Below are 19,791 nucleotides of genomic sequence, written 5' to 3' on the forward strand. Positions count from 1 at the left end.
GAAAAATTAATTAATACTATTATATAATTATTTTTTCGAAATAGGAGAGGAATACTAAATAAAAAAAGAGCTACCCGAGGATCGTAAGCGACCAACTGACAGCCCATAGAAAGTCAAGATGTTTAGATAAAGACGTGAAGCTCTCTACTTTTTTGAGAATGAAATTAATTCTTACTGTTCTTACATTTTATCGGTAAACGCGCCTTTTTCGTTAAAGCAAAGGACAGCGCAGCCGCTTCCTTACTTAAAGCTATTGTGGAAAGCTTTCTCCAAATCATCAGCGCTTTCTGAGATCAGGAACAGCACATAGTTTCCTTTGGTTACAATTTTATAGTTTTTAGCGTTCTCATACTGATCCGGAAGGTAATGCTCGAATTGTTTTTGAACCGCCTCAGCACGCGACTTCATTCCATTCTTAACCTCATCAATATCCGAATCCTTTTTCACTTTAAAAACAGCAATTTCATTTGTCTTAATATTTATGAGTGGTATACGAACAGAAAAATCTTCAAGAATTGCAGGATCTATGCCGTAGTAATCCTTAATTTGCTCGCTGGTTAGTTCCGAGAGATGGGGTTGTTCCACTTCCTCTAGCATGCTTTTGACTATATCTGCGGAACTAAGAGCTGGCGCTTGGCTTGGCTCGGGCTTTTTAGTAGGTTCCGGTTTCTTAGTAGGTTCTGGCGCTTTGGTTGGCGCAGGTTTTTTAGTAGCTTCAGGCTGTTTTGTCGGCTTAGGTGCCTCAGTAGCCGTTGGTTTTTTTGTAGGAGCAGGTGCTTTGCTGGCAGCAGGCGCCTTGGTCGGCTTCGGCGATTGATCCGGAGTTGCAGGTTTTTGGCTGGCATCAGGCTCCTTGCTAGGCTTTGCCGTTGGGCTTGGCGCTAAACTTGGAGCTGTTGATTCATTTGTCTCAGGAGTATTGTTTGGTTCTGCCGTTGGGCTGGGACTCGGTTCTGCACTTGCGCTAGGGTCAAGGCTAGGACTAGATTCAGGGCTCGCTTGTACATCGCTGGATGCAGCTGGATTTGGATTTGATGAGCTGGAGCATGCGCTTAATAACCCCCCTACGATCATAGTAGCGGTTAACAGTGCAATAATTCTTTTCTTCATGTTGTAAATCAATCTCCCTTTATGTTTTAGCAAAGTCGCTAGTGAAACTAACGAGGGAAAGGAAGAAAAGGTTTCACCGATTACTATTTATTAGCAATGGACATACTATGCAAAAAAAGTGTCACACAGGAAAGGAACTATGCCATGGAACTCCCTAAATTTCCAGAATCTTATTGGCTTACCTCGACAAGCATACCAAGCTATCCAAAGTTAGAACAAAATATTGAAGTGGATGTAGCCATTGTCGGAGCAGGTATAACAGGCATTACCACAGCGTATTTGCTCTCCAAGCATGGCTTTAACATTGCGCTCATTGAAGCAGGGCAAATTTTAACGGGAACAACTGGGCATACAACGGCCAAAATTACCGCACAGCATGGGTTGATCTACGATGAGCTGATTGCTCATATCGGACTAGAAAAAACAAAGCTTTATTATCAAGCAAATGATGAAGCTCTCAAATTTATTAAGCAAACGGTAAAAGCGCATGCCATTCCCTGCGACCTTAAGACGGAGGATGCGTATATCTATACGAATTCTGATGAATCTTTGGCCAAGCTGTCCAAAGAATTTCAAGCGTATCAGCAATTGGAGCTTCCAAGTGCCATGCTGCCGCAAGCGCCATTGCCATTCCCGACGATAGCAGCTATCGTGATGAATGATCAAGCGCAATTTAATCCGATTAAATATTTAACTGCTTTAACAGATTTGGCTGTAAAACAGGGTGTTCAAATATACGAGAACACAACTGCTGTTACTGTTGATAAAGGCGATCAAGCAGCCGTCGTAACAAGGGATGGCCATAAAATTGCTGCAAAGCATGTTTTATCCTGCTCGCACTATCCGTTTCATGACGGGGGCAGTTTTTATTTTGCAAGAATGTATCAGGAGAGATCTTACGCGCTGTGCATTAAGCCTTTGCATGCCTTTCCTAAAGGGATGTATATAAGTGCAGAAGAACCGACCAGATCGCTGCGCACCGTTACGGTTAATGGCGAGGAGATGGTTATCGTTGGCGGGGAGAACCACAAAACAGGGCAAGGTATTTGCACGATTAAGCACTATGAAGCGCTGCAGGCCTTTGCCGAGCAAACGCTTAGCGCCCAGGAAATTTTGTATCGCTGGTCCGCTCAGGATCTCGTTACGCTGGACAAACTGCCTTTCATCGGACAGACCGATTCGGATGCACCTAATATTTATGTAGCGACCGGGTATAAAAAATGGGGGATGACGACTGGCACAGCAGCGGCATTATTGCTGGAGAAGCTCGTTATGGGCCAAGAAAGCCCTTATGAGCAGCTGTTTACGCCATCAAGATTTTATGCCGACCCTACGATAAAACAATTTATTAAAACAAATGCTGATGTAGCCAAGCACCTGGTTGGCGGCAAGCTCGAATCGCTTAACAGATATCCGGAGCATTTAAGCAACGATGAAGGTGCTGTAGTAGCCGTTAATGGAAAAAGAGCAGGCGCTTATCGCGATCAAGATGGCCAGCTGCATATTGTGGACACGACTTGTACGCATATGGGCTGCGAGGTGGAATGGAATAGCGGCGAACGCACCTGGGACTGTCCTTGCCATGGCTCAAGATTTTCATTTGAAGGCGAGGTGCTTGACGGACCAGCTAAAAAGCCTTTGAAAAAAATTAATTAATGAATGGGGGGAGGAGAACAATGAGCACAGCGGAGCAGTCTATGCGTTTATTTGTAGCGGTGCCTGTGTCGGCAAAAGTAACGGAGGAGCTTGGTAACTGGGCACAATTACATAAATCGAAAATAGCTTTTCGCAAATGGACGCATCCATCAGACTATCATATTACCTTGCAGTTTTTAGGTGATACTGTCATAGAGCAGGTTGAACACCTGAAAAATAGTTTAGCGGAGATTAAAGCAGATTCTTTTTCCTTAAAATTAAATGCAGCGGGCTTCTTCGGATTGCCAAAGTCGCCTCGTGTGCTCTGGTCCGATGTAGCTGGAGAGGTAGAGCGTTTGCGCAGCCTGCAGCGTGCAGTTACACAAGCAACAAGCAGGCTCGGCTTCGAAGCGGAGAAACGCGCCTACGTTCCGCATATTACGATTGCCCGCAATTACAATAGTCAGGATCCGTTTCCAGCAGAAATGCTGCAGATGGTTCCTTCCCAATTGAGCTGGACTGCAGATCGCTTTATTTTAATGAGAACACATATGAAAGCTTCTCCTATGTACGAGAATATAGGCAGCTTTTTATTGAACAAGGGCTAGGTATTTAAACGATTATGATTTTTGGAGCTTTTTGAGTTAGAATAGAGGGAGGACATAGTGAAGGAGCGGGAACGCATTGAGCAATGAAACCATTTTAACAGCAGAAGGGCTTGCCAAAATTGAACAGGAACTGCAGGAGCTGAAGGGTCCGAGGCGCAAGGAGTTGGCGCAGAGGCTGAAGGTGGCGATCAGCTATGGCGATTTGAAGGAAAATAGCGAGTATCATTCTGCCAAAGAAGATCAAGCCTTTATGGAAACCAGAATTTTAACACTGGAACGGATGCTGCGGACCGCTCGTGTTGTTGAGTCTGCTGATATAAGCAAAATAGGGGTAGGCTCAATTGCATTGCTGCATGATCTTGAATTTGACGAGAAGCTGGAGTATCGTCTTGTCGGTCCTGCGGAAGCGGATGTCATCAATAACAAAATCTCGTATGAAAGCCCGCTTGGCAAGGAACTGATTGGCAAAAAGGTTGGCGATATTATCGAGGTCAGCGCGCCGGTAGGCATCATTAAATATGAGTTGTTAGAAATTAAATAAATAACATAGCGAGAATAACCAAGCCGCAAGCACTTACTTTGAAAAAAGTGAAGCTTGCGGTTTTTTTTGCATATTTTCATGAATAAGGGCTTTTCCCTACCCTCCAATACCAATACTTATTTCCTTGTGAAATTATAAAGCGCTCCAGCCAAGAATAAATGATATTTCTGCCCGATTATTTGTATAGCCTGCTTATTTTGTATAGTATAATATAGGAAGACTCTGACAGATTAGGTGGTTTAACATGCTTAGAATATTAGGCAGAAGCTGGCGAGACTTTCGGGCATCCTACAAAAAATTGCTTGCTTTTGAATATTTCTATATGCTGCTGACGAGCGTACTGATTATTCCGTCCATTACTTTGATATTTAATCGGATATTGATGGTAGCTGGTTCAGGCTCATTGCTTAATAGCGAGGTTTATTCCATTGGATATAACTATGAAGCCGTTTTAGGCTTGATATTAATTGGTTTGGTTGCTTCCTTTGCGCTGTTTATTGAGCTGTCTGTGCTGGTCATTATGGTACAGCAGCGTTATTTTGGCCGGAAAATAACGATTTCTGATGCTTTTTTTACGACTTTGCGCCAAACTCCCCGTTTATTTGGATTTGGTCTAGTGCAGCTGCTCGTATTTCTTCTTATTCTTATTCCGTTTATTGATTCGCCTCTTTCAAAATCGTTCTATGCTTTATTTAATTTTCCTATTTTTTTTCAAAATAAAGTGTTGGACGCTTCTTTTACTATGACTTTTATTTACGTTTTGCTGCTGCTTATCACGTTGTATATGGTGCTTCGCTGGGTATTTGTGCTGCATTTCATTATGCTGGAGGGCATGAAGATTACGGATGCTATACGCTCCAGCCAGGCTTTGACGCGCGGCAGGCGCTTGCAGTTGTTCGTATTTTTATTTGTGCTGAATGCGATCGTGTTTCTGATCGGTTTTTTAGTCATTTCCTCTCTTTCGTATTTGCCGCTATGGCTTAATATAAACGTCTTAAAGGTGTTTTCCACTCACTATTCCTTAACGCTGCAATCGATTCTGACCTATATGTTTGCCGCACTCTTAATGCCGCTTAACATTATTTTTGTGACTCGGTTATTTTACTATTTTGGTTACAGTGAAGGGCTTAAGCCTCGCAATAAGCTGAGCATCCATGCAAGCAGGCTGGGCAAGCTGGAGCGAAAGCTTACAATCGCATTTAAAAAGTGGAAAAATAAACGTCTCATAATTGTAAGCGCGGCAGCTATATATTTGGGCTTGGCTCTGTTTGTGGGCTTTAAAGCGAACGACGGGCTTGTCTATGCCAAATGGACAGTATTGATTTCCGCGCATCGCGGTGATACGGAGAATGCTCCTGAAAATTCTATACCTGCGATTACGCATGCGATTGAGAAGGGGATCCAGTCGGTTGAGATTGATGTGCAGCTTACTAAAGACGGTGTAGCTGTGCTGCATCATGATGTAAATTTGAAGCGAATGGCAGGTATTCCGCAGCGTGTGCCTGATCTTACTTACGATCAAGTAAGCAAGCTGACGATAGGCCGTGACACTGAAAATCAGCCTATTCGTATTCCGATGCTAAGCGAGGCTCTTGCAGAGGCACAGGGTAGATCAAAGCTGCTAGTTGACTTGAAGCCGTATGGCCCAAGCGATGATTTGGTGAAGGAAGTTGTAAAGCTTATAAAAGCGTTTGAGATGGAGCAAGAGGTGTATATACAGTCCTTTGACAAAACAGCGCTGCTGCAAATCAGAGAGCTCGAGCCTGAGATTAAAATAGGGCAAATTCTTTATTTTGCATTAGGCAACTTGTCGTCACTTGATGTTGATTTTTATACGATCGAGCAGACGATGCTGACGGATCAATTAGTGGACAGGGCGCATGCCGTTGGACGCGAAATATGGGTATGGACGGTCAACAGCAGAAACAATATGAAGGAAGTGCTGAAGTATAAGGTGGACGGTATTATTACCGACTATCCTGCTCGCGCGCAATCGCTGCTCGATATTAATTTATAGCGAATCATTAGAAATTGATGAGAGAACCATTAAGAATAGCTTCTTATTATTGAAAATAAAAAAAGATAAAGGTAGTATGTAAAAACAGTGAGCGTTATAACCAAAGACAGCAAGAGAGGTACCTGCTATGAAAAAATATTTTAAAACGATACTAATAATGTTGGCGTGCTTGATTACCCTAACAGCTGTGCTGTCAGCATGCTCAAGCGATACAGGCTCTAACAGTGCTGCCTATGCAAAGGAAAGCGCAATACATACAGGCAATGAGTCTGAGCAATCTGCAGCAAATAATAGCGTTACTGAAAATAAAAGTGAATGGCAGAAAAATAGTGCGGGTGAACTGCAGCAGGAAAGCCAACCGAACGGAGACAGCTCTGTAATAAAAGCAGCAAATGAATCAACGGGCAGTTATGAGGAATCTCCCTACAAGCTGTATGTAGATGGCGAGAAGCTTGCCCTCGAATCGGCTCCTATCGATAGACACGGCGAGGAGTATTTTCCTATTAATGAAGTTGCTGATGCAATAGGGGCAAAGGTTACAGTGGATAGCAAACGCTCGACAATTACGATTTCCAAAGGGAAAAGAAAGCATGTGCTTCATGACAAGGGAGACAAGTTTCCTATTATTGACGGCGTGAAATATGCTCCGATCGGCGCGATTGCAGGAGGATTGTATACACAAATCAGATTTAATCATGAAGAAGCTGCAGTTTACTTGACGACGATGTAAATAGTGACTGGGCATGATAGCTCAGTCTTTCTTGTGTATGTGACGCAGAAACTATTAGAGCAAATGAATACCCCGGAGGTTGAGGATGAAAATAGAAAAGGTTACGCTTGAGGGCAGCAGAGTGATGTTGCTGCCGCTTGGGATTCAACATATCGAGCCTTTGTACCAGGCTTTGGATGATGAGCGGATTTGGACTTATTTGCCCGGTCGTATGGACAACTTTGAGGATATGTCCCGGCTGGTAACAGATGCGCTGGATGCTCGGCAACGGGGAGAGGAGCTTCCTTTTGTTGTCTATGATAAGGAAACTCAAAAAATTGTCGGAATGACTAGACTGCTGAATATATCGGAACCAAACCGCAGCGTTGAAATAGGATATACCTGGTATTCTGCTTCTGTTTGGTGTACGCGTGTCAATACGGAAAGTAAATTTCTACTTTTGAAACATTGCTTTGAAGAGCTGCGAACTGTTCGCGTACAGCTGAAGACGGATCGCAGAAATACAAAATCCAATCAAGCGATCACTAGAATTGGGGCTAAGCTGGAAGGCGTGCTTCGCAAGGAGCGCATTTTGCAGGATGGCTATATTCGCGATTCTGTATATTACAGCATTATTGATGATGAATGGGACGCGGTAAAGCAGAGATTAATCGCTATGCTGGATCAGCGTTAGTAATTAGCCTATGGCTGAAAATTAACTGTATTCTCCAACAAACGCTAATGTGCCGAAGTAACTGTATTCTCCAACAAACGCTAATGTGCCGAAGTTAACTGTATTTATTGTTGGTGCGAATGCCTGCTCAACGCGAATCGGCATGGTCACACGTCCGCTATTCGCCTTAAACCACCTTTTTCTTAATTTGGCGGTCACACGTTCCGCTATTTGCCTTAAAACGACCTTTTTTTAAGTTTGGCGGTCACACGTTCCGCTATCCGGCTCTAAATGGGACTTTTTCTGCGATTTTTGGACCAATAGCGGAACGTCTGTCACTTTTTAGCCACAAAACTGCGATTTTGGGCGCAATAACGGAACGACTGACCAGCTAGTGAAGACGGAAAAGGAATAGCACTGAGATCAAGTTTTGGTGCAGCCAATCTCGCACGGATGTGCAGCCTGCGCAAGTCCGCCGTAGTGCACAAGCCCGCTGCAAGTCTGCCGTAGTGCACAAGCCCGCTGCAAGTCCGCCGTAATGCACAAGCCCGCTGCAAGTCCGCCGTAGTGCACAAGCCCGCAGCAAGTCCGCCGTAATGCGCCCGCCGAAATGTAATGCCGCACCAACGCTGGAAGCTGCGCGAAATTCGAGACATGGTGCAGCTTGCAATGGCACGACATCGGCTACTTGCTTTTAGGCTTGATCGGCATATAAATATCCATTTCCAGCAGCTCATTACGGTCCGACCAGCACCGTTCATCGTAACATTCAAACTCTATGGCTTGTCCATGCTCGTAATCTGACGCGGGCAGCCATTCGTTATAAATGTAATGCCAAGTCTGTTGTATCGAAGGGGAAAACTGCTCAGGAGCAACTCGCGGGGTTGTGAATACAGCATATGTTTGCTCGGGATAGTGCTTTGTAACGAAAGCAGCTCCTTCAGGCGCTTGTACGTCCTCTTTTGCTTCGACTCCAATAATATAGCTGAAGGTGCCGGTTGCCGCATCAAACTCATCACAAATGCCATACTCTGCATTGTTGACGGCAGCATCACATAAGCGTGGCCCTGCTTCCCCATTCATATAACGACTCCAAAAGGCGGGAATATCCTGCAGGTTTTGTCCGCCGTGAATCGATGTACGGATAGCGTAACCAATAATGGTAAAGCCCGGCTTCGTGACAACTTGATAATCCATAAACAGTCCTCCTCATTTACTTTCGTCTTAAAATCAAATAGATTGTACCATGTAAATATAAAGGTTGAAATTATAGTTTTTTTGAATCATTTTTCAACATCCATCGACAGTTTATTCAATCGATTGTATAATTATGGGTGTATGTCAAAATGAAAAATGGCGGTGAGAATCATCTGGTACTTGTTTGCATTCGTAGTGTCATTAGTTACTGTGCTCGTCTTGATACCACCATTCAGCAAACTGGCGTTTAAACTGGATTTCGTGGACAGGCCTCAAAAGGATGTTGAACGCAAATTACATCGGCAGCCTATTCCGCTGACGGCCAGCTATGCTATTTTTATAGCTTTCTTTATAACCTATCTAATTGTTGCAAGAGATTTTTCGCTAGAAACAGGAGCTATATTTTTAGGCGGGATACTGCTTCTGGCAATAGGAACAATAGATGATTGGTTTAAAACAAAAGGAAAGGATTTTCCTGCGTTGCCCAAGCTGGTTGTTCAGATGTCCGCTGCCGTGCTCGTATACGCTTCGGGAATTGCATTTACTGGTTTCGTTAATCCGTTCACCGGCGCGTATGTGGAGCTTCCGGCAATTTTACAGTTTATACTTACGATTTTATGGATTTTCGGCGTTACGACGGTTATTAATTTTACGGATGGATTGGACGGGCTGGCTGGCGGCCTTTCCGCTATTTCTGCCACGACGTTGTTCATTGTTGCTGTAGTCATGGGCCAGACCAATTCCGCTTATATGGCGGTTATCTTGATCGGCGTTACATTAGGATATTTGAAATATAATAAACCCCCGGCCAAAATATTTATGGGGGATGCAGGAGCGACGTTTTTGGGCTTTTTGCTTGCCGTTATAGCGCTGGATGGAGCCTTCAAGCAAGCAACGGTATTATCCTTGTTCATTCCAATATTGGCGCTTGGCGTACCGATCTTCGATAATATATTTGTTGTGGTCAAAAGATTTATGCAAGGGAAAGCGATCTATAAGGCGGATGCAAGCCAGGCCCATTACCGATTATTGCGAGCAGGTTTGAATACGAAGCAGGTATTAATGTTCCTATGCTTGCTCGGCACTTGCTTTGGCTTGTCTTCTATTATATTGTTGCTGGTACAACTGTAGTTAATAGATAAAATTGATAGAAAAAACGATAGAATGGAATCAATAAGTGAACGGCTGCCGAAAATTGGCGGCTGTTTTTTTAATGATAAGAACAATTTTTTGCTATAAACTTGTTCTTATCATTCATCGGTAAACGCGCCTTTCCAAAGGACGGCGGAGTTGTTTATCCTTGTCTGTCTATATTTAATAAGTAATCAAACCCTCAACGTATAATATTGGAAAATATCTCTTTTTTCTACAGTTGGAATTTAGTGTAACTTTCGTTATTCTAGGGTGAGAGTTATATTAGCTGTGTGATGACAAGTAAGGAGAGTTTGGTAAATGCAAATTTTAATCGTGGAAGACGATCGCACCATTGCTGCAGGGCTGGAGTATTCCTTACAGCAAGAACAATATAAAACTGTATTATGCCATACGGTTGCTGAAGCGGTCTCCGTTATTCAAAACGGTGATATTAAACAGTTTTCTTTATGCTTATTGGATTTATCGCTGCCTGATGGAAGCGGCTATGAGCTATGCCGCCTAGTAAAGGAAAAGAGCGGCGATGTCCCCGTTATTTTCCTTACAGCTATCGATGATGAGGTAAATGTGGTCATGGGACTGGATATGGGAGCAGATGATTATATTACGAAGCCTTTTCGCATTCGCGAACTGATTTCCCGCATAAAGTCTGTTATGCGCAGATATCAAAAGCAGCTTCCGCAAAAAAACGTAATCGATATGGGTCATATCCGTATTCATACGCTTGAGGGCAAAGTATACAAAAATAACGAGGAGCTGGTGCTTACTGCTTTAGAGTATCGCCTGCTGCTTATTTTTGCCAATCATATCGGTCAAATTTTGTCTCGTAATCAGCTGCTTGAGCAGATATGGGATGTTGCCGGCGATTTCGTTAATGACAATACACTGACGGTATATATAAAACGGCTTCGTGAAAAGCTGGAGGATGATCCTCAGCACCCGGCTGTCATAAAAACAATTCGCGGACTTGGCTACAAGGTGGGTGAATAGCTTGCTGCGCAATCGGGAATTTCGTTTATTTTTAGGAAGTATTATTGTAATTTCTATTGTATGTATTCTGTTTTCATTTTTGTATGATCCCTCTGCTGTATGGCCTGTTTGTATAACTTTGGCACTGCTGATTGGCTGTGTTATTACCTATACGGTATGGCGATATAGAGAAATTGAACGCCTGTCCGAGTATTTGCGGCAAATTAGTGGTGGGGACTACAGCCTTGATGTACGGGATAATGTGGAAGGCGAGCTTAGTATTTTGAAAAATGAAATTTACAAAATGACTGCTATGCTATCAGAGCATAATCAACTGCTTAGCCGCGACAAAATGAAGCTGACTGATGCGATATCGGATATTTCGCACCAGCTGAAGACGCCGCTTACTTCGATGATGGTGATGGCTGATTTGATTAGCGATACGGAGCTGCCGCCCGTCAAGAGGAAGGAGTTTACGCGCAATATTCGCATTCAGCTGGAGAGAATCGAGTGGCTCGTATCTTCATTATTGAAGCTGTCGAAGATCGACGCAGGTACTGCAGCGTTCAAGCAGGAGAAAGTAGCGGTCAAGCGTCTTGTGGAAAAGGCGTTAGAGCCGCTCGTCATTCCGATGGATATAAAAGGGCAGCAGTTAACAGTGGATGGGGACGAGAGCGTATCCTTCATTGGTGATTTGAATTGGACGGCAGAAGCGGTTCTGAACATTTTGAAAAACTGTGTGGAGCACACGCCCGAAGGGGGCAAGCTGCATATTTTCTTCTCGGAGAACTCGCTATTTACTGAAATAAAAATTGAAGATAACGGCGTCGGAATCGCAAAAGAGGATATTCCTTACTTGTTCCAGCGTTTTTATAAAGGTAAAAATGCCAGTGAAGGCAGTATAGGGATCGGCCTGGCGATGTCGCACAGCATTATTACAAGCCAGCAGGGTGTCATAGAGGTCAAAAGCAAAGCAGGACAAGGGACAAGCTTTACGATAAAATTTTATCGTAAGTCAGCTTCATAATTAATTTTGCTGAGCGCTTTATGGATCAAAACGCTTTCCGGCCGTAAGTGACGATTTTGTCACTTAACAGTCACTGCATAGTCATTTTGAGCAGATATACTGACTTCATAAGCATAAAGTGGAGGTATGAAAATGGAAATTTTGAAGATCGAGCATCTGTCTAAAATGTACGGCAAAGGCGAAACAGCGGTTAAAGCGCTTGATGATATTTCGTTTTCAGTTAATAAAGGTGAATTTGTAGCTATTATTGGCCCGTCGGGGTCAGGAAAATCTACACTCCTGCATTTGCTTGGCGGGGTAGACCGGCCAACAAGCGGGAAAGTATTTGTCAATAATAGGGATATTTATGAATTGAATGAAACGCAGCTGGCTATTTTTCGCCGCAGGCAAATCGGGCTTATTTATCAGTTCTACAATTTGATTCCGGTGCTGACGGTTGAAGAAAATATTACACTGCCAATGCTGCTTGACGGGCATAAGGTGGACAAGAAGCAGTTTGCTTCGATCGTGGAAAAGCTGAATTTGCAAAGCCGCTTGCAGCATCTGCCTAATCAATTGTCGGGCGGGCAGCAGCAGCGGGTATCAATCGGAAGGGCATTAATAAGCAACCCGGCCATTATGCTGGCCGATGAGCCGACAGGCAATTTGGACAGCAAAAACAGCGCCGAAATTATTGAGCTTCTGCGCATGTTCAATCGCACCTTTAACCAAACGCTGATCGTCATTACGCATGATGAGCGTATAGCGCTGCAGGCTGACCGGATTATTGCCATAGAAGATGGCAAGCTGGCCAAGGACGAGGTGGTTCGTCCATGAATATTGTAAACAAGCTGACGCTTAGAAGCTTGAAGCAGAACAAGCGCAGAACGCTGGTGACGATTATCGGTGTCGTTATTTCCGTCGCGATGATTACCGCTGTTGCTACCTTGTCAGAATCCTTTCTTAATCTGATGATCAAGCAGACGATTGCCATGGACGGCGAATGGCATTACGGCATGAGCGATGTCGATGGCGATCAGTTAAAAGCGATTAAGGAAGATAAAGCAACGAAGTCTGTAGTCGTTTCCCGTGATCGCGGCTATGCTCATCTGGAAGGAAGCGATAATAGAAGCAAGCCTTTTTTATTCATTGCACAGTATAATGCGGCCGGATTCGAACATTTCCCTATGAAGCTTCGCGAAGGGAGATTTCCAGCAGCGGAAAATGAAATTATGATCTCCGATGAGATTGCCGACACGGCTAAAGTGGAGCTGAAAATCGGCGATACACTGAATCTGGAAGTAGGACAAAGGCTGGGCAAGCGGGACGGTGAAATCGTTCGCTTGGGGCAGAATACTCCTTTGCTGGTAGAAGAAGATAAAATTGTCGAAGACTTTGCAGCCGAAGCAACAGAAAGCTATACTATTGTCGGCATTATGGAGCGTCCAGATTGGGAGCAAGCATGGGCGCCTGGCTATACCGTAGTCTCTTTTCTAGATGAGCAGCTGATCGGTGCGGATAAAACAGTTAAGGCGCAAGTTATTATGAAGGAAGTAAAAAGCTCGCTTTATGGGCATGCTAAACAGCTGGCAGAGGAAATAGGGATAGATAAAAATAAGCTGAAATTTAACAATGGCTTGCTGCGTTATTATGGCATCTCTAATACTGAAAATGTGCGCAGTATGATGTTATCCTTGGCTGCAATCATTATGGCCATTATTATTGTTGGCTCCGTTTCTCTTATTTATAATGCTTTTGCCATTTCTGTATCCGAGCGCTCGCGTTATTTAGGCATGCTGTCCAGTGTCGGAGCGACAAAACGGCAAAAAAGGAATTCGGTATTTTTTGAAGGGGCTGTTATTGGGCTTATAAGCATACCGATCGGCTTTGCATGCGGATTGTTAGGCATTTGGATTACATTCAAATTTATCAATTCGACGATTCAAGGCGCGCTTGAGTTAACAGAAACGCTGACGGTAACTGTAACGCCGATGACAATCGCCATCGCATGCGCAGTTTCTATTTTAACGATATTTATATCTACTTATATACCGGCCCGGAGAGCTTCGCGTATTTCAGCAATTGATGCGATAAGGCAATCGACGGATGTTAAGCTGACAGGAAAAGCGGTGCGCACATCCAAGCTTATTCGCAAGCTTTTCGGTATTGAGGCTGAGATTGGATTGAAAAATTTAAAACGGAACAAGCGCAAATATCAAGCTACCGTATTTTCGTTAGTTATTAGCATTGTTCTGTTTTTATCCGTTAGCTATTTTACGGATACATTGAAAAAATCGATGGTGCTGTCCCAGGATGGCATTAACTTTGATATTAAAGTTTCGTTGTATAACGATGAAAAAGCGGACACGATCAAGAAGATAGGCTCCTTGCCGACAATATCAGATTATAATGCGATTCAAGAATTTTATATGACCAGCCGATTCGCACAAGAAAAACTGCCGGTTCAGTTGAAGGGCGGCGACAGCACGGATGAACGTGTCGGCAAGGATGGCGGCTATCTCTATGATTTAAATGTGTATGCGCTGGATGACAATAGCTTGCAAGCTTACGCCAAGGAGGTTGGCGTCGATTGGAAAGCATATACTGATGTGAACAATCCTGCTGCAATCGTAGTGGATACGATAGTTTATAAGGATGAGATTGCAGTTAAGTATGTGGAGATGAAGGGGATCCATCTCAATGTTGGCGAGCCGCTCGATTTGGAATACCATGATTACGATACGAACAAGGATATAGCTGCGCTGCAGGTTAAGGTAGGGGCGTTGACTGACAAGCAGCCTATGGGAGCCTTCTCGCCTGGAATCGGCGGCTTAAATATTGTAGTCTCGGATCGTTTGGCAGCTCAATTGTATAATGAGGAATATGAACCGCGTACTTCTACGATTATGTACATTAACAGCAGTGATCCGATGAAAACACAGCAGCAAATTGAAGAACAAAAGCATGAGAGAATCAGTGTGTACAATATTTACCAAGCAAGAGAGCGAGAGAGGCAAATGCTTCTGCTTATGCAAGTGTTCACGTATGGATTCATTAGCTTGATTACGGCGATTTCAGTAGCTAACATTTTTAATACGATTTCTACGAGCATTTCTTTGCGCAAACGGGAGTTCGCGATGCTGAAGTCAATCGGCATGACGCCTAAGGGCTTCAATAAAATGATTAATTACGAAAGTATTTTTTATGGCGTAAAGTCGCTGCTATATGGTCTGCCGCTTAGCGGAATATGCATGTATTTGATATACTGGTCAACTAGCAAAACCTTCAGCTTCACATTTGAGCTGCCTTGGGTTGATGTAATAGAAGTTATTGCAATAGTCTTTCTAATTGTAATAACAGCGATGATGTATTCAAGCTCCAAGGTGAAGAGGGAAAATATTATCGATGCGCTCAAGCAGGAAAATATATGAGTAAGGTTGAAGTGCTAAGATCGTTTGAAGTGACGGGGTACCGAATCGCTTATTATTTGCTAAAAGATGAGGAGCTCGCAGCGAAATCTGTGACGGATGCATTACTGGAGCTGTATAAAAATGAAGCGTTTTTTGTTCAGCCGTGTGAATTGCAGCAGCAGACAGCAAAGAAAATGTTTATTAAAAAATCAATCGATTGTATAAAAGTAGCCTTAAACCGGTCAGTTGTATAAACAAAGAGCAAGCTTAAACGGAAATGTAATTGTATTCCGTCCTAGGCTTGCTCTTTTGTTTGGTGGCAGCCGTTTAGCTTTAGCTTAGCTTAAATTCGTTGGCGAGCTTCTTCATATCCTCAGACATTGTCTTCAGCTTTTCTAGAGAAGCTGAAATTTCATCCATGGATGCAAGCTGCTCTTCAGCTGCGGCTGAAACATTTTGCGCAGAGTCTGCGGTACGGTTCGAAATTTGTTCAATTTGATGGATTGTAGCTGCTATTTCCTCTGTGCTGGCGGACATTTGCTGCGCAGCTGCAGAAGCTTCAGAAATTTGCTCAACAACTGAACGCGTAGAGGAGACGATGGTGGTAAAGCTCTCACCTGTCTGTTTCATAGCTTGTACAGCTGCAGATACCTCGGATTGACTCTTGTTCATAGAAACTGATGTATTGGCAATATGACCTCTTATATCCGCGATCAGCGCTGAGATCTGTTCAGCGGAGGTGTTGGTCGATTCAGCAAGCTTTCTCACCTCGCCAGCAACGACGGCAAAGCCCTTGCCGTGCTCGCCTGCTCTGGCTGCCTCGATTGCCGCATTCAGCGCCAGCAGATTCGTTTGGCTGGAAATGCCTTTAATCGTATTAATAATTTCTTCGATCTGCTCGGATTGCTCCATTAGCTTGCTAACGGAAGCATTCATATCTCCAACCGATTCGCTGACGACTTGAACTTGGTTTGTAGTGCCTTCTATTAATTGATTGCCATTTTCGGCTTCCTCCAGTGTTGCAAGAGAAAGCTCATGCGCATGCGAGGAGGCGTCTGCTACCCTGCCTATGCCATCGGTCATTTCATCCATCGCACGAGATGTTTCCTTTGTGGAATGAGCCTGTGTTTCATTATCGCTGGCTACCTCGGAAATGGCATTAGTTGTATGGTGTATGGCCTGTATGGTTTCATTGGTCGTTGCGGACAGCTGATTGGAATAGTTAGCTAATGTATGCGAGCTCAGTGTCAGGTTGCCAATTATTTGCTGTAAATTTTGCGATAGCGTAGTGAATGCCTCGCCGAGGCGGCCGATTTCGTCACGATTACGAATTTGCAAAGGCTCGCTGGTCAAATCACCGCTTGCAATTTGTTCAGCTGCGCGAGTAATGCGAATGATAGGCTTCGCTAAATGCTGTGAGAAGAAATACAAAATAATGCTGCCTGCTGCTGTGCAAATGATCAGCGTTGTAATAATAGCCCCAAGGATATTGGCTTGTCCTTCATTGAAATCCTGCATATATGATCCCGCGACAATAACCCATCCCCAAGCTGGAGCATATTTTCCATAAGTAATTTTCATAGCTTCTTTATTGCTTTCTTTATTGCTTTCTTTATTGTCCGAGCCGTCGCTATTTTCAAGCGGCCAAGGATAGTAGGTAAAGCCGCCTCCATTCATACCTGTTTGTATCACATCTTTTATGTAGTAGGTACCGTCTGATGACTGGCGGTCAATGATATTTTGTCCTTCCATGGTAGGATGTGCAATCAAATCACCTTTACCATTAATAACGTAAAAATAGCCGTGTTCACCTAAATCGAGATTAGCATTGATCGGACGGGTGCCATCAGCCGCCAGCTTTCCTAGCAGTATTTCTTTTACCTGCTCTTGCGCATCGCTCCGATTTATTATTTGCTTATTGATGGATGTTTCCAAATTATCTATCATTTCGATTACGAGGTTTACATTGGAGCTTAGTTTACTTTCGATTAATGAATTAGTTTCTTTCAATGATACTTGATAGGCGGTAATACCTAACGCGATAACGGGAAGAATAAGTAGAATAAGTGATATGCTGATAAGCTTTTTGCGAATGGTCAAAAGACTTCTGGCATTTGCGACTTTTTTCATGGGTAACCTCTCCATCCTGCTTGTTTTTCTAGTATATTGTTACTACTATAATTATATATACGGCGCTTTGCAAGATAGGTCACAAAGTGTTAGTAAATTCGTATACAAATGAGCAAAAATGATAGTATTTGTGAAAAATAAGTTTAATATTTTCACGTTTCAACATCACTATTTTCAACATTCTGTATAATCATCTGCCCTTTATTAAATAAAAGATGCTGCTAGGTAGGTATAAAGGACTATGGCGATATGCTGGTTTTGGTAGTTATGTTCTTTTTAAAATTATCGATATCGGAATATTAACAACAAACATGCTGTGAGCAGTTGTAATTTAAAGCATTTTGTATTAAAATACTAAGCAATATTCAAATACGTTGAGAAGGACTAGTAGGTTATTCTAAACGCTCAGAGAGCTGTTGGTTGGTGCGAAACAGCGGTGCGGAATGACTGAACTCACCTTGGAGTTGCTCACTGAACAAACCATGAGTAGGTGCAGCCGGGGCCTGGCCGTTATTATACAGGAGGATAGGGCGTTATTGTCTTTATCCGTCAAGTGCATGCCATCAGGCATGAATTGGAGTGGTACCGCGTGAGATTTTATAATCTTTCGTCTCTGTTAATTGGAGATGAAGGATTTTTTTTGTTTCTGAAATATAGCAAAGTATGAGAAATTATCTCGGTGAAGGATGGTAATGAAAATGAACAATTACAGCAAATATGCAAAAGGTTATTTTATGCCTCCCGTTTCCAGCTTGAAATGGACGCAAAAAGAATATATTACCGAAGCGCCGACATGGTGCAGCGTCGATCTTCGCGACGGCAATCAAGCGTTGATTGTACCGATGAACCTGGAAGAAAAGCTCGAGTTTTTTCAATTGCTAGTTAAAATTGGCTTTAAGGAAATTGAAGTTGGATTTCCTGCGGCATCGGAGACGGAATTTACATTTCTGCGCACATTAATCGAGCAGGATTTGATACCGGATGATGTGACGATCCAAGTGCTTACCCAGTCCAGAGAGCATATTATTAGAAAAACTTTCGAATCCTTGAAGGGCGCCAAAAAAGCAGTTGTCCATCTTTATAACTCGACATCTGTTGCACAGCGCGAGCAGGTGTTTAGAAAGTCTAAGGAAGAGATTATAAACATTGCAACGACAGGTGCAAAATTGCTTAAGCAATGCGCAGAGGATACAGAAGGCAACTTCCAATTCCAATATTCTCCGGAAAGCTTTACGGGGACAGAAATAGAGTTTTCGCTAGAAATTTGCAATGCTGTATTGGATGAGTGGAAGCCGACAGCAGACAATAAGGTCATTATTAATTTGCCTGCGACCGTATCCATGTCGATGCCGCATGTGTACGCCAGCCAAATCGAATACATGAGTGAAAATCTTAAATATCGCGAAAACGTGATCGTTTCCCTGCACCCTCACAATGACCGCGGCACTGGCGTTGCTGATGCAGAGCTTGCTATGTTGGCTGGGGGACAGAGAGTGGAAGGTACTTTATTTGGCAATGGTGAAAGAACGGGCAATGTAGATATCATTACGCTTGCGCTTAATATGTACTCGCATGGTGTTAATCCAAATCTTGATTTGCATAATTTGCCTGAAATCCTTGCTGTATATGAAAGATTGACCAAGATGAAGGTAGGCGAAAGACATCCTTACGCCGGTGAGCTTGTCTTTACAGCTTTTTCGGGATCTCATCAGGATGCCATTGCCAAGGGAATGAAATGGCGCGAAGAGGCGGACCGTGAGTTCTGGTCGGTCCCTTATCTACCGATTGACCCGCTTGATATTGGCCGCCAATACGAAGGCGATATTATTCGCATTAACAGCCAGTCCGGCAAAGGCGGCATTGGCTACCTACTGCATCAGAAGTACGGCCTTGATTTGCCGCAACAAATGCGCGAAGGGTTTGGCTATGTCGTAAAAAATGTATCTGACCGTCTCAATAAAGAGATGATGATTGATGAAATCAGAGAAATTTTTATGCAGGAATATGTGAACATTGATTCACCGCTGAAATTTGTCAACTATCAATTCACGCATCATGACGATTATCAGACGATCGTTAAGGTTTCTGTGAATGGCGAGGTGAAGGAGATTTCCGGGAACGGCGAAGGCAGGCTGGATGCGATAAGCAATGCCCTGCAAAGCAATCTGGAGCTAAACTTCTCTAATCTGATTTATAAGGAGCATGCTTTGGAGGTCGGATCAAAATCACAGGCTGTTACGTATATCGGCATTACAGCTGATAACGGTTCCTCCTACTGGGGCTGCGGCATTGATGCCGACATTATGACTTCTTCAGTAAAGGCGCTGTTTAGCGCGATTAACAAAATGATGACAGCATAAAAAATGAGAAGACTCTGTTTACCGTTAAGGCTGAACAGAGTCTTTTTTTGTAAAATTATAAGACGTTATAAGTTTTCACGATAAACTTGTTCTTATAATTCATCGGTAAATAAGATCAGTAGACTCGGCGTCGAAAAGTTAGTAATGATTGTCATCATGAATCGGTTACTTTGACATCCAAAGTGTGTAACGGTTGCTACAGCCGCTAAAGGGCTGATTTTATGCTGTTTAATTTTTTAACGGTTGTTTTAGCGACTATTTCGGCATTTTGACG

17 protein-coding genes and 1 other annotated feature are annotated in these 19,791 nt (G+C 43.3%); of the genes, 13 read left to right on the top strand and 4 right to left on the bottom strand.

Annotation, left to right across the window (positions count from 1 at the left end; genetic code table 11):
• Nucleotides 1–240: 240 nt before the first annotated feature.
• Nucleotides 241–1,110 (bottom strand): DUF4358 domain-containing protein, encoded by an 870-nt coding sequence (locus ACRRU2_RS22340; protein ID WP_432505109.1) that lies wholly within the window; start codon nucleotides 1,108–1,110, stop codon nucleotides 241–243.
• 144 nt (nucleotides 1,111–1,254) lie between these two features.
• Here ACRRU2_RS22340 and ACRRU2_RS22345 point away from each other — a divergent pair, with 144 nt between their 5' ends.
• From ACRRU2_RS22345 to ACRRU2_RS22370, 6 genes are all read left to right on the top strand, one after another.
• A complete protein-coding gene (locus ACRRU2_RS22345) occupies nucleotides 1,255–2,766 on the top strand; it encodes an FAD-dependent oxidoreductase (protein WP_432505111.1) in 1,512 nt (503 codons plus the stop codon).
• 20 nt (nucleotides 2,767–2,786) lie between these two features.
• Nucleotides 2,787–3,353, top strand: coding sequence for an RNA 2',3'-cyclic phosphodiesterase (thpR, locus tag ACRRU2_RS22350; protein ID WP_432505113.1), 567 nt, complete (start codon nucleotides 2,787–2,789; stop codon nucleotides 3,351–3,353).
• A gap of 76 nt (nucleotides 3,354–3,429) precedes the next feature.
• Nucleotides 3,430–3,894, top strand: a complete 465-nt coding sequence (gene greA / locus ACRRU2_RS22355; protein WP_331700049.1) for a transcription elongation factor GreA — start codon at nucleotides 3,430–3,432, stop codon at nucleotides 3,892–3,894.
• A 244-nt stretch (nucleotides 3,895–4,138) separates the two neighbouring features.
• Nucleotides 4,139–5,911, top strand: coding sequence for a glycerophosphodiester phosphodiesterase (locus ACRRU2_RS22360; protein ID WP_331700051.1), 1,773 nt, complete (start codon nucleotides 4,139–4,141; stop codon nucleotides 5,909–5,911).
• Nucleotides 5,912–6,038: 127 nt separating this feature from the next.
• Complete coding sequence (locus ACRRU2_RS22365) at nucleotides 6,039–6,641, top strand: stalk domain-containing protein (protein WP_432505115.1); 603 nt, start codon at nucleotides 6,039–6,041, stop codon at nucleotides 6,639–6,641.
• 85 nt (nucleotides 6,642–6,726) lie between these two features.
• The gene (locus ACRRU2_RS22370) at nucleotides 6,727–7,314 is read left to right on the top strand and encodes a GNAT family N-acetyltransferase (RefSeq protein ID WP_432505117.1); all 588 of its coding nucleotides are present in this window, start codon (nucleotides 6,727–6,729) and stop codon (nucleotides 7,312–7,314) included.
• 314 nt (nucleotides 7,315–7,628) lie between these two features.
• Here ACRRU2_RS22370 and ACRRU2_RS22375 read toward each other — a convergent pair whose 3' ends face one another.
• Nucleotides 7,629–7,949, bottom strand: coding sequence for a hypothetical protein (locus ACRRU2_RS22375; protein ID WP_432505119.1), 321 nt, complete (start codon nucleotides 7,947–7,949; stop codon nucleotides 7,629–7,631).
• A 28-nt stretch (nucleotides 7,950–7,977) separates the two neighbouring features.
• Nucleotides 7,978–8,490 (bottom strand): GyrI-like domain-containing protein, encoded by a 513-nt coding sequence (locus ACRRU2_RS22380; RefSeq protein WP_432505121.1) that lies wholly within the window; start codon nucleotides 8,488–8,490, stop codon nucleotides 7,978–7,980.
• A 171-nt stretch (nucleotides 8,491–8,661) separates the two neighbouring features.
• Here ACRRU2_RS22380 and ACRRU2_RS22385 point away from each other — a divergent pair, with 171 nt between their 5' ends.
• From ACRRU2_RS22385 to ACRRU2_RS22410, 6 genes are all read left to right on the top strand, one after another.
• Nucleotides 8,662–9,621: an MraY family glycosyltransferase gene (locus tag ACRRU2_RS22385; RefSeq protein ID WP_432505156.1), complete on the top strand. Its 960-nt coding sequence runs from the start codon at nucleotides 8,662–8,664 to the stop codon at nucleotides 9,619–9,621.
• A gap of 321 nt (nucleotides 9,622–9,942) precedes the next feature.
• Nucleotides 9,943–10,632: a response regulator transcription factor gene (locus ACRRU2_RS22390; RefSeq protein WP_331700056.1), complete on the top strand. Its 690-nt coding sequence runs from the start codon at nucleotides 9,943–9,945 to the stop codon at nucleotides 10,630–10,632.
• A 1-nt stretch (nucleotide 10,633) separates the two neighbouring features.
• Nucleotides 10,634–11,638, top strand: coding sequence for a sensor histidine kinase (locus tag ACRRU2_RS22395; RefSeq protein WP_432505123.1), 1,005 nt, complete (start codon nucleotides 10,634–10,636; stop codon nucleotides 11,636–11,638).
• A gap of 132 nt (nucleotides 11,639–11,770) precedes the next feature.
• Complete coding sequence (locus ACRRU2_RS22400; RefSeq protein ID WP_331700057.1) at nucleotides 11,771–12,454, top strand: ABC transporter ATP-binding protein; 684 nt, start codon at nucleotides 11,771–11,773, stop codon at nucleotides 12,452–12,454.
• Nucleotides 12,451–15,048, top strand: coding sequence for an ABC transporter permease (locus tag ACRRU2_RS22405; protein WP_432505126.1), 2,598 nt, complete (start codon nucleotides 12,451–12,453; stop codon nucleotides 15,046–15,048). Before ACRRU2_RS22400 ends, ACRRU2_RS22405 begins: the two co-directional genes overlap by 4 nt.
• Nucleotides 15,045–15,281: a hypothetical protein gene (locus tag ACRRU2_RS22410; protein ID WP_432505128.1), complete on the top strand. Its 237-nt coding sequence runs from the start codon at nucleotides 15,045–15,047 to the stop codon at nucleotides 15,279–15,281. The genes ACRRU2_RS22405 and ACRRU2_RS22410 overlap by 4 nt, the downstream gene beginning before the upstream one ends.
• A gap of 79 nt (nucleotides 15,282–15,360) precedes the next feature.
• Here ACRRU2_RS22410 and ACRRU2_RS22415 read toward each other — a convergent pair whose 3' ends face one another.
• Entirely contained in the window at nucleotides 15,361–17,157 is a 1,797-nt protein-coding gene (locus ACRRU2_RS22415) for a methyl-accepting chemotaxis protein (RefSeq protein ID WP_432505130.1), read from the bottom strand.
• 365 nt (nucleotides 17,158–17,522) lie between these two features.
• Nucleotides 17,523–17,775, top strand: a binding site (T-box leader).
• A gap of 80 nt (nucleotides 17,776–17,855) precedes the next feature.
• On the opposite strand from ACRRU2_RS22415, the gene leuA reads away from it, so the two are divergent.
• The gene (gene leuA / locus ACRRU2_RS22420) at nucleotides 17,856–19,517 is read left to right on the top strand and encodes a 2-isopropylmalate synthase (RefSeq protein WP_331700061.1); all 1,662 of its coding nucleotides are present in this window, start codon (nucleotides 17,856–17,858) and stop codon (nucleotides 19,515–19,517) included.
• Nucleotides 19,518–19,791 lie beyond the last annotated feature (274 nt).

Origin of the sequence: Paenibacillus sp. GXUN7292, assembly GCF_050864975.1 — a bacterium.
Lineage (GTDB): Bacteria > Bacillota > Bacilli > Paenibacillales > Paenibacillaceae > Pristimantibacillus.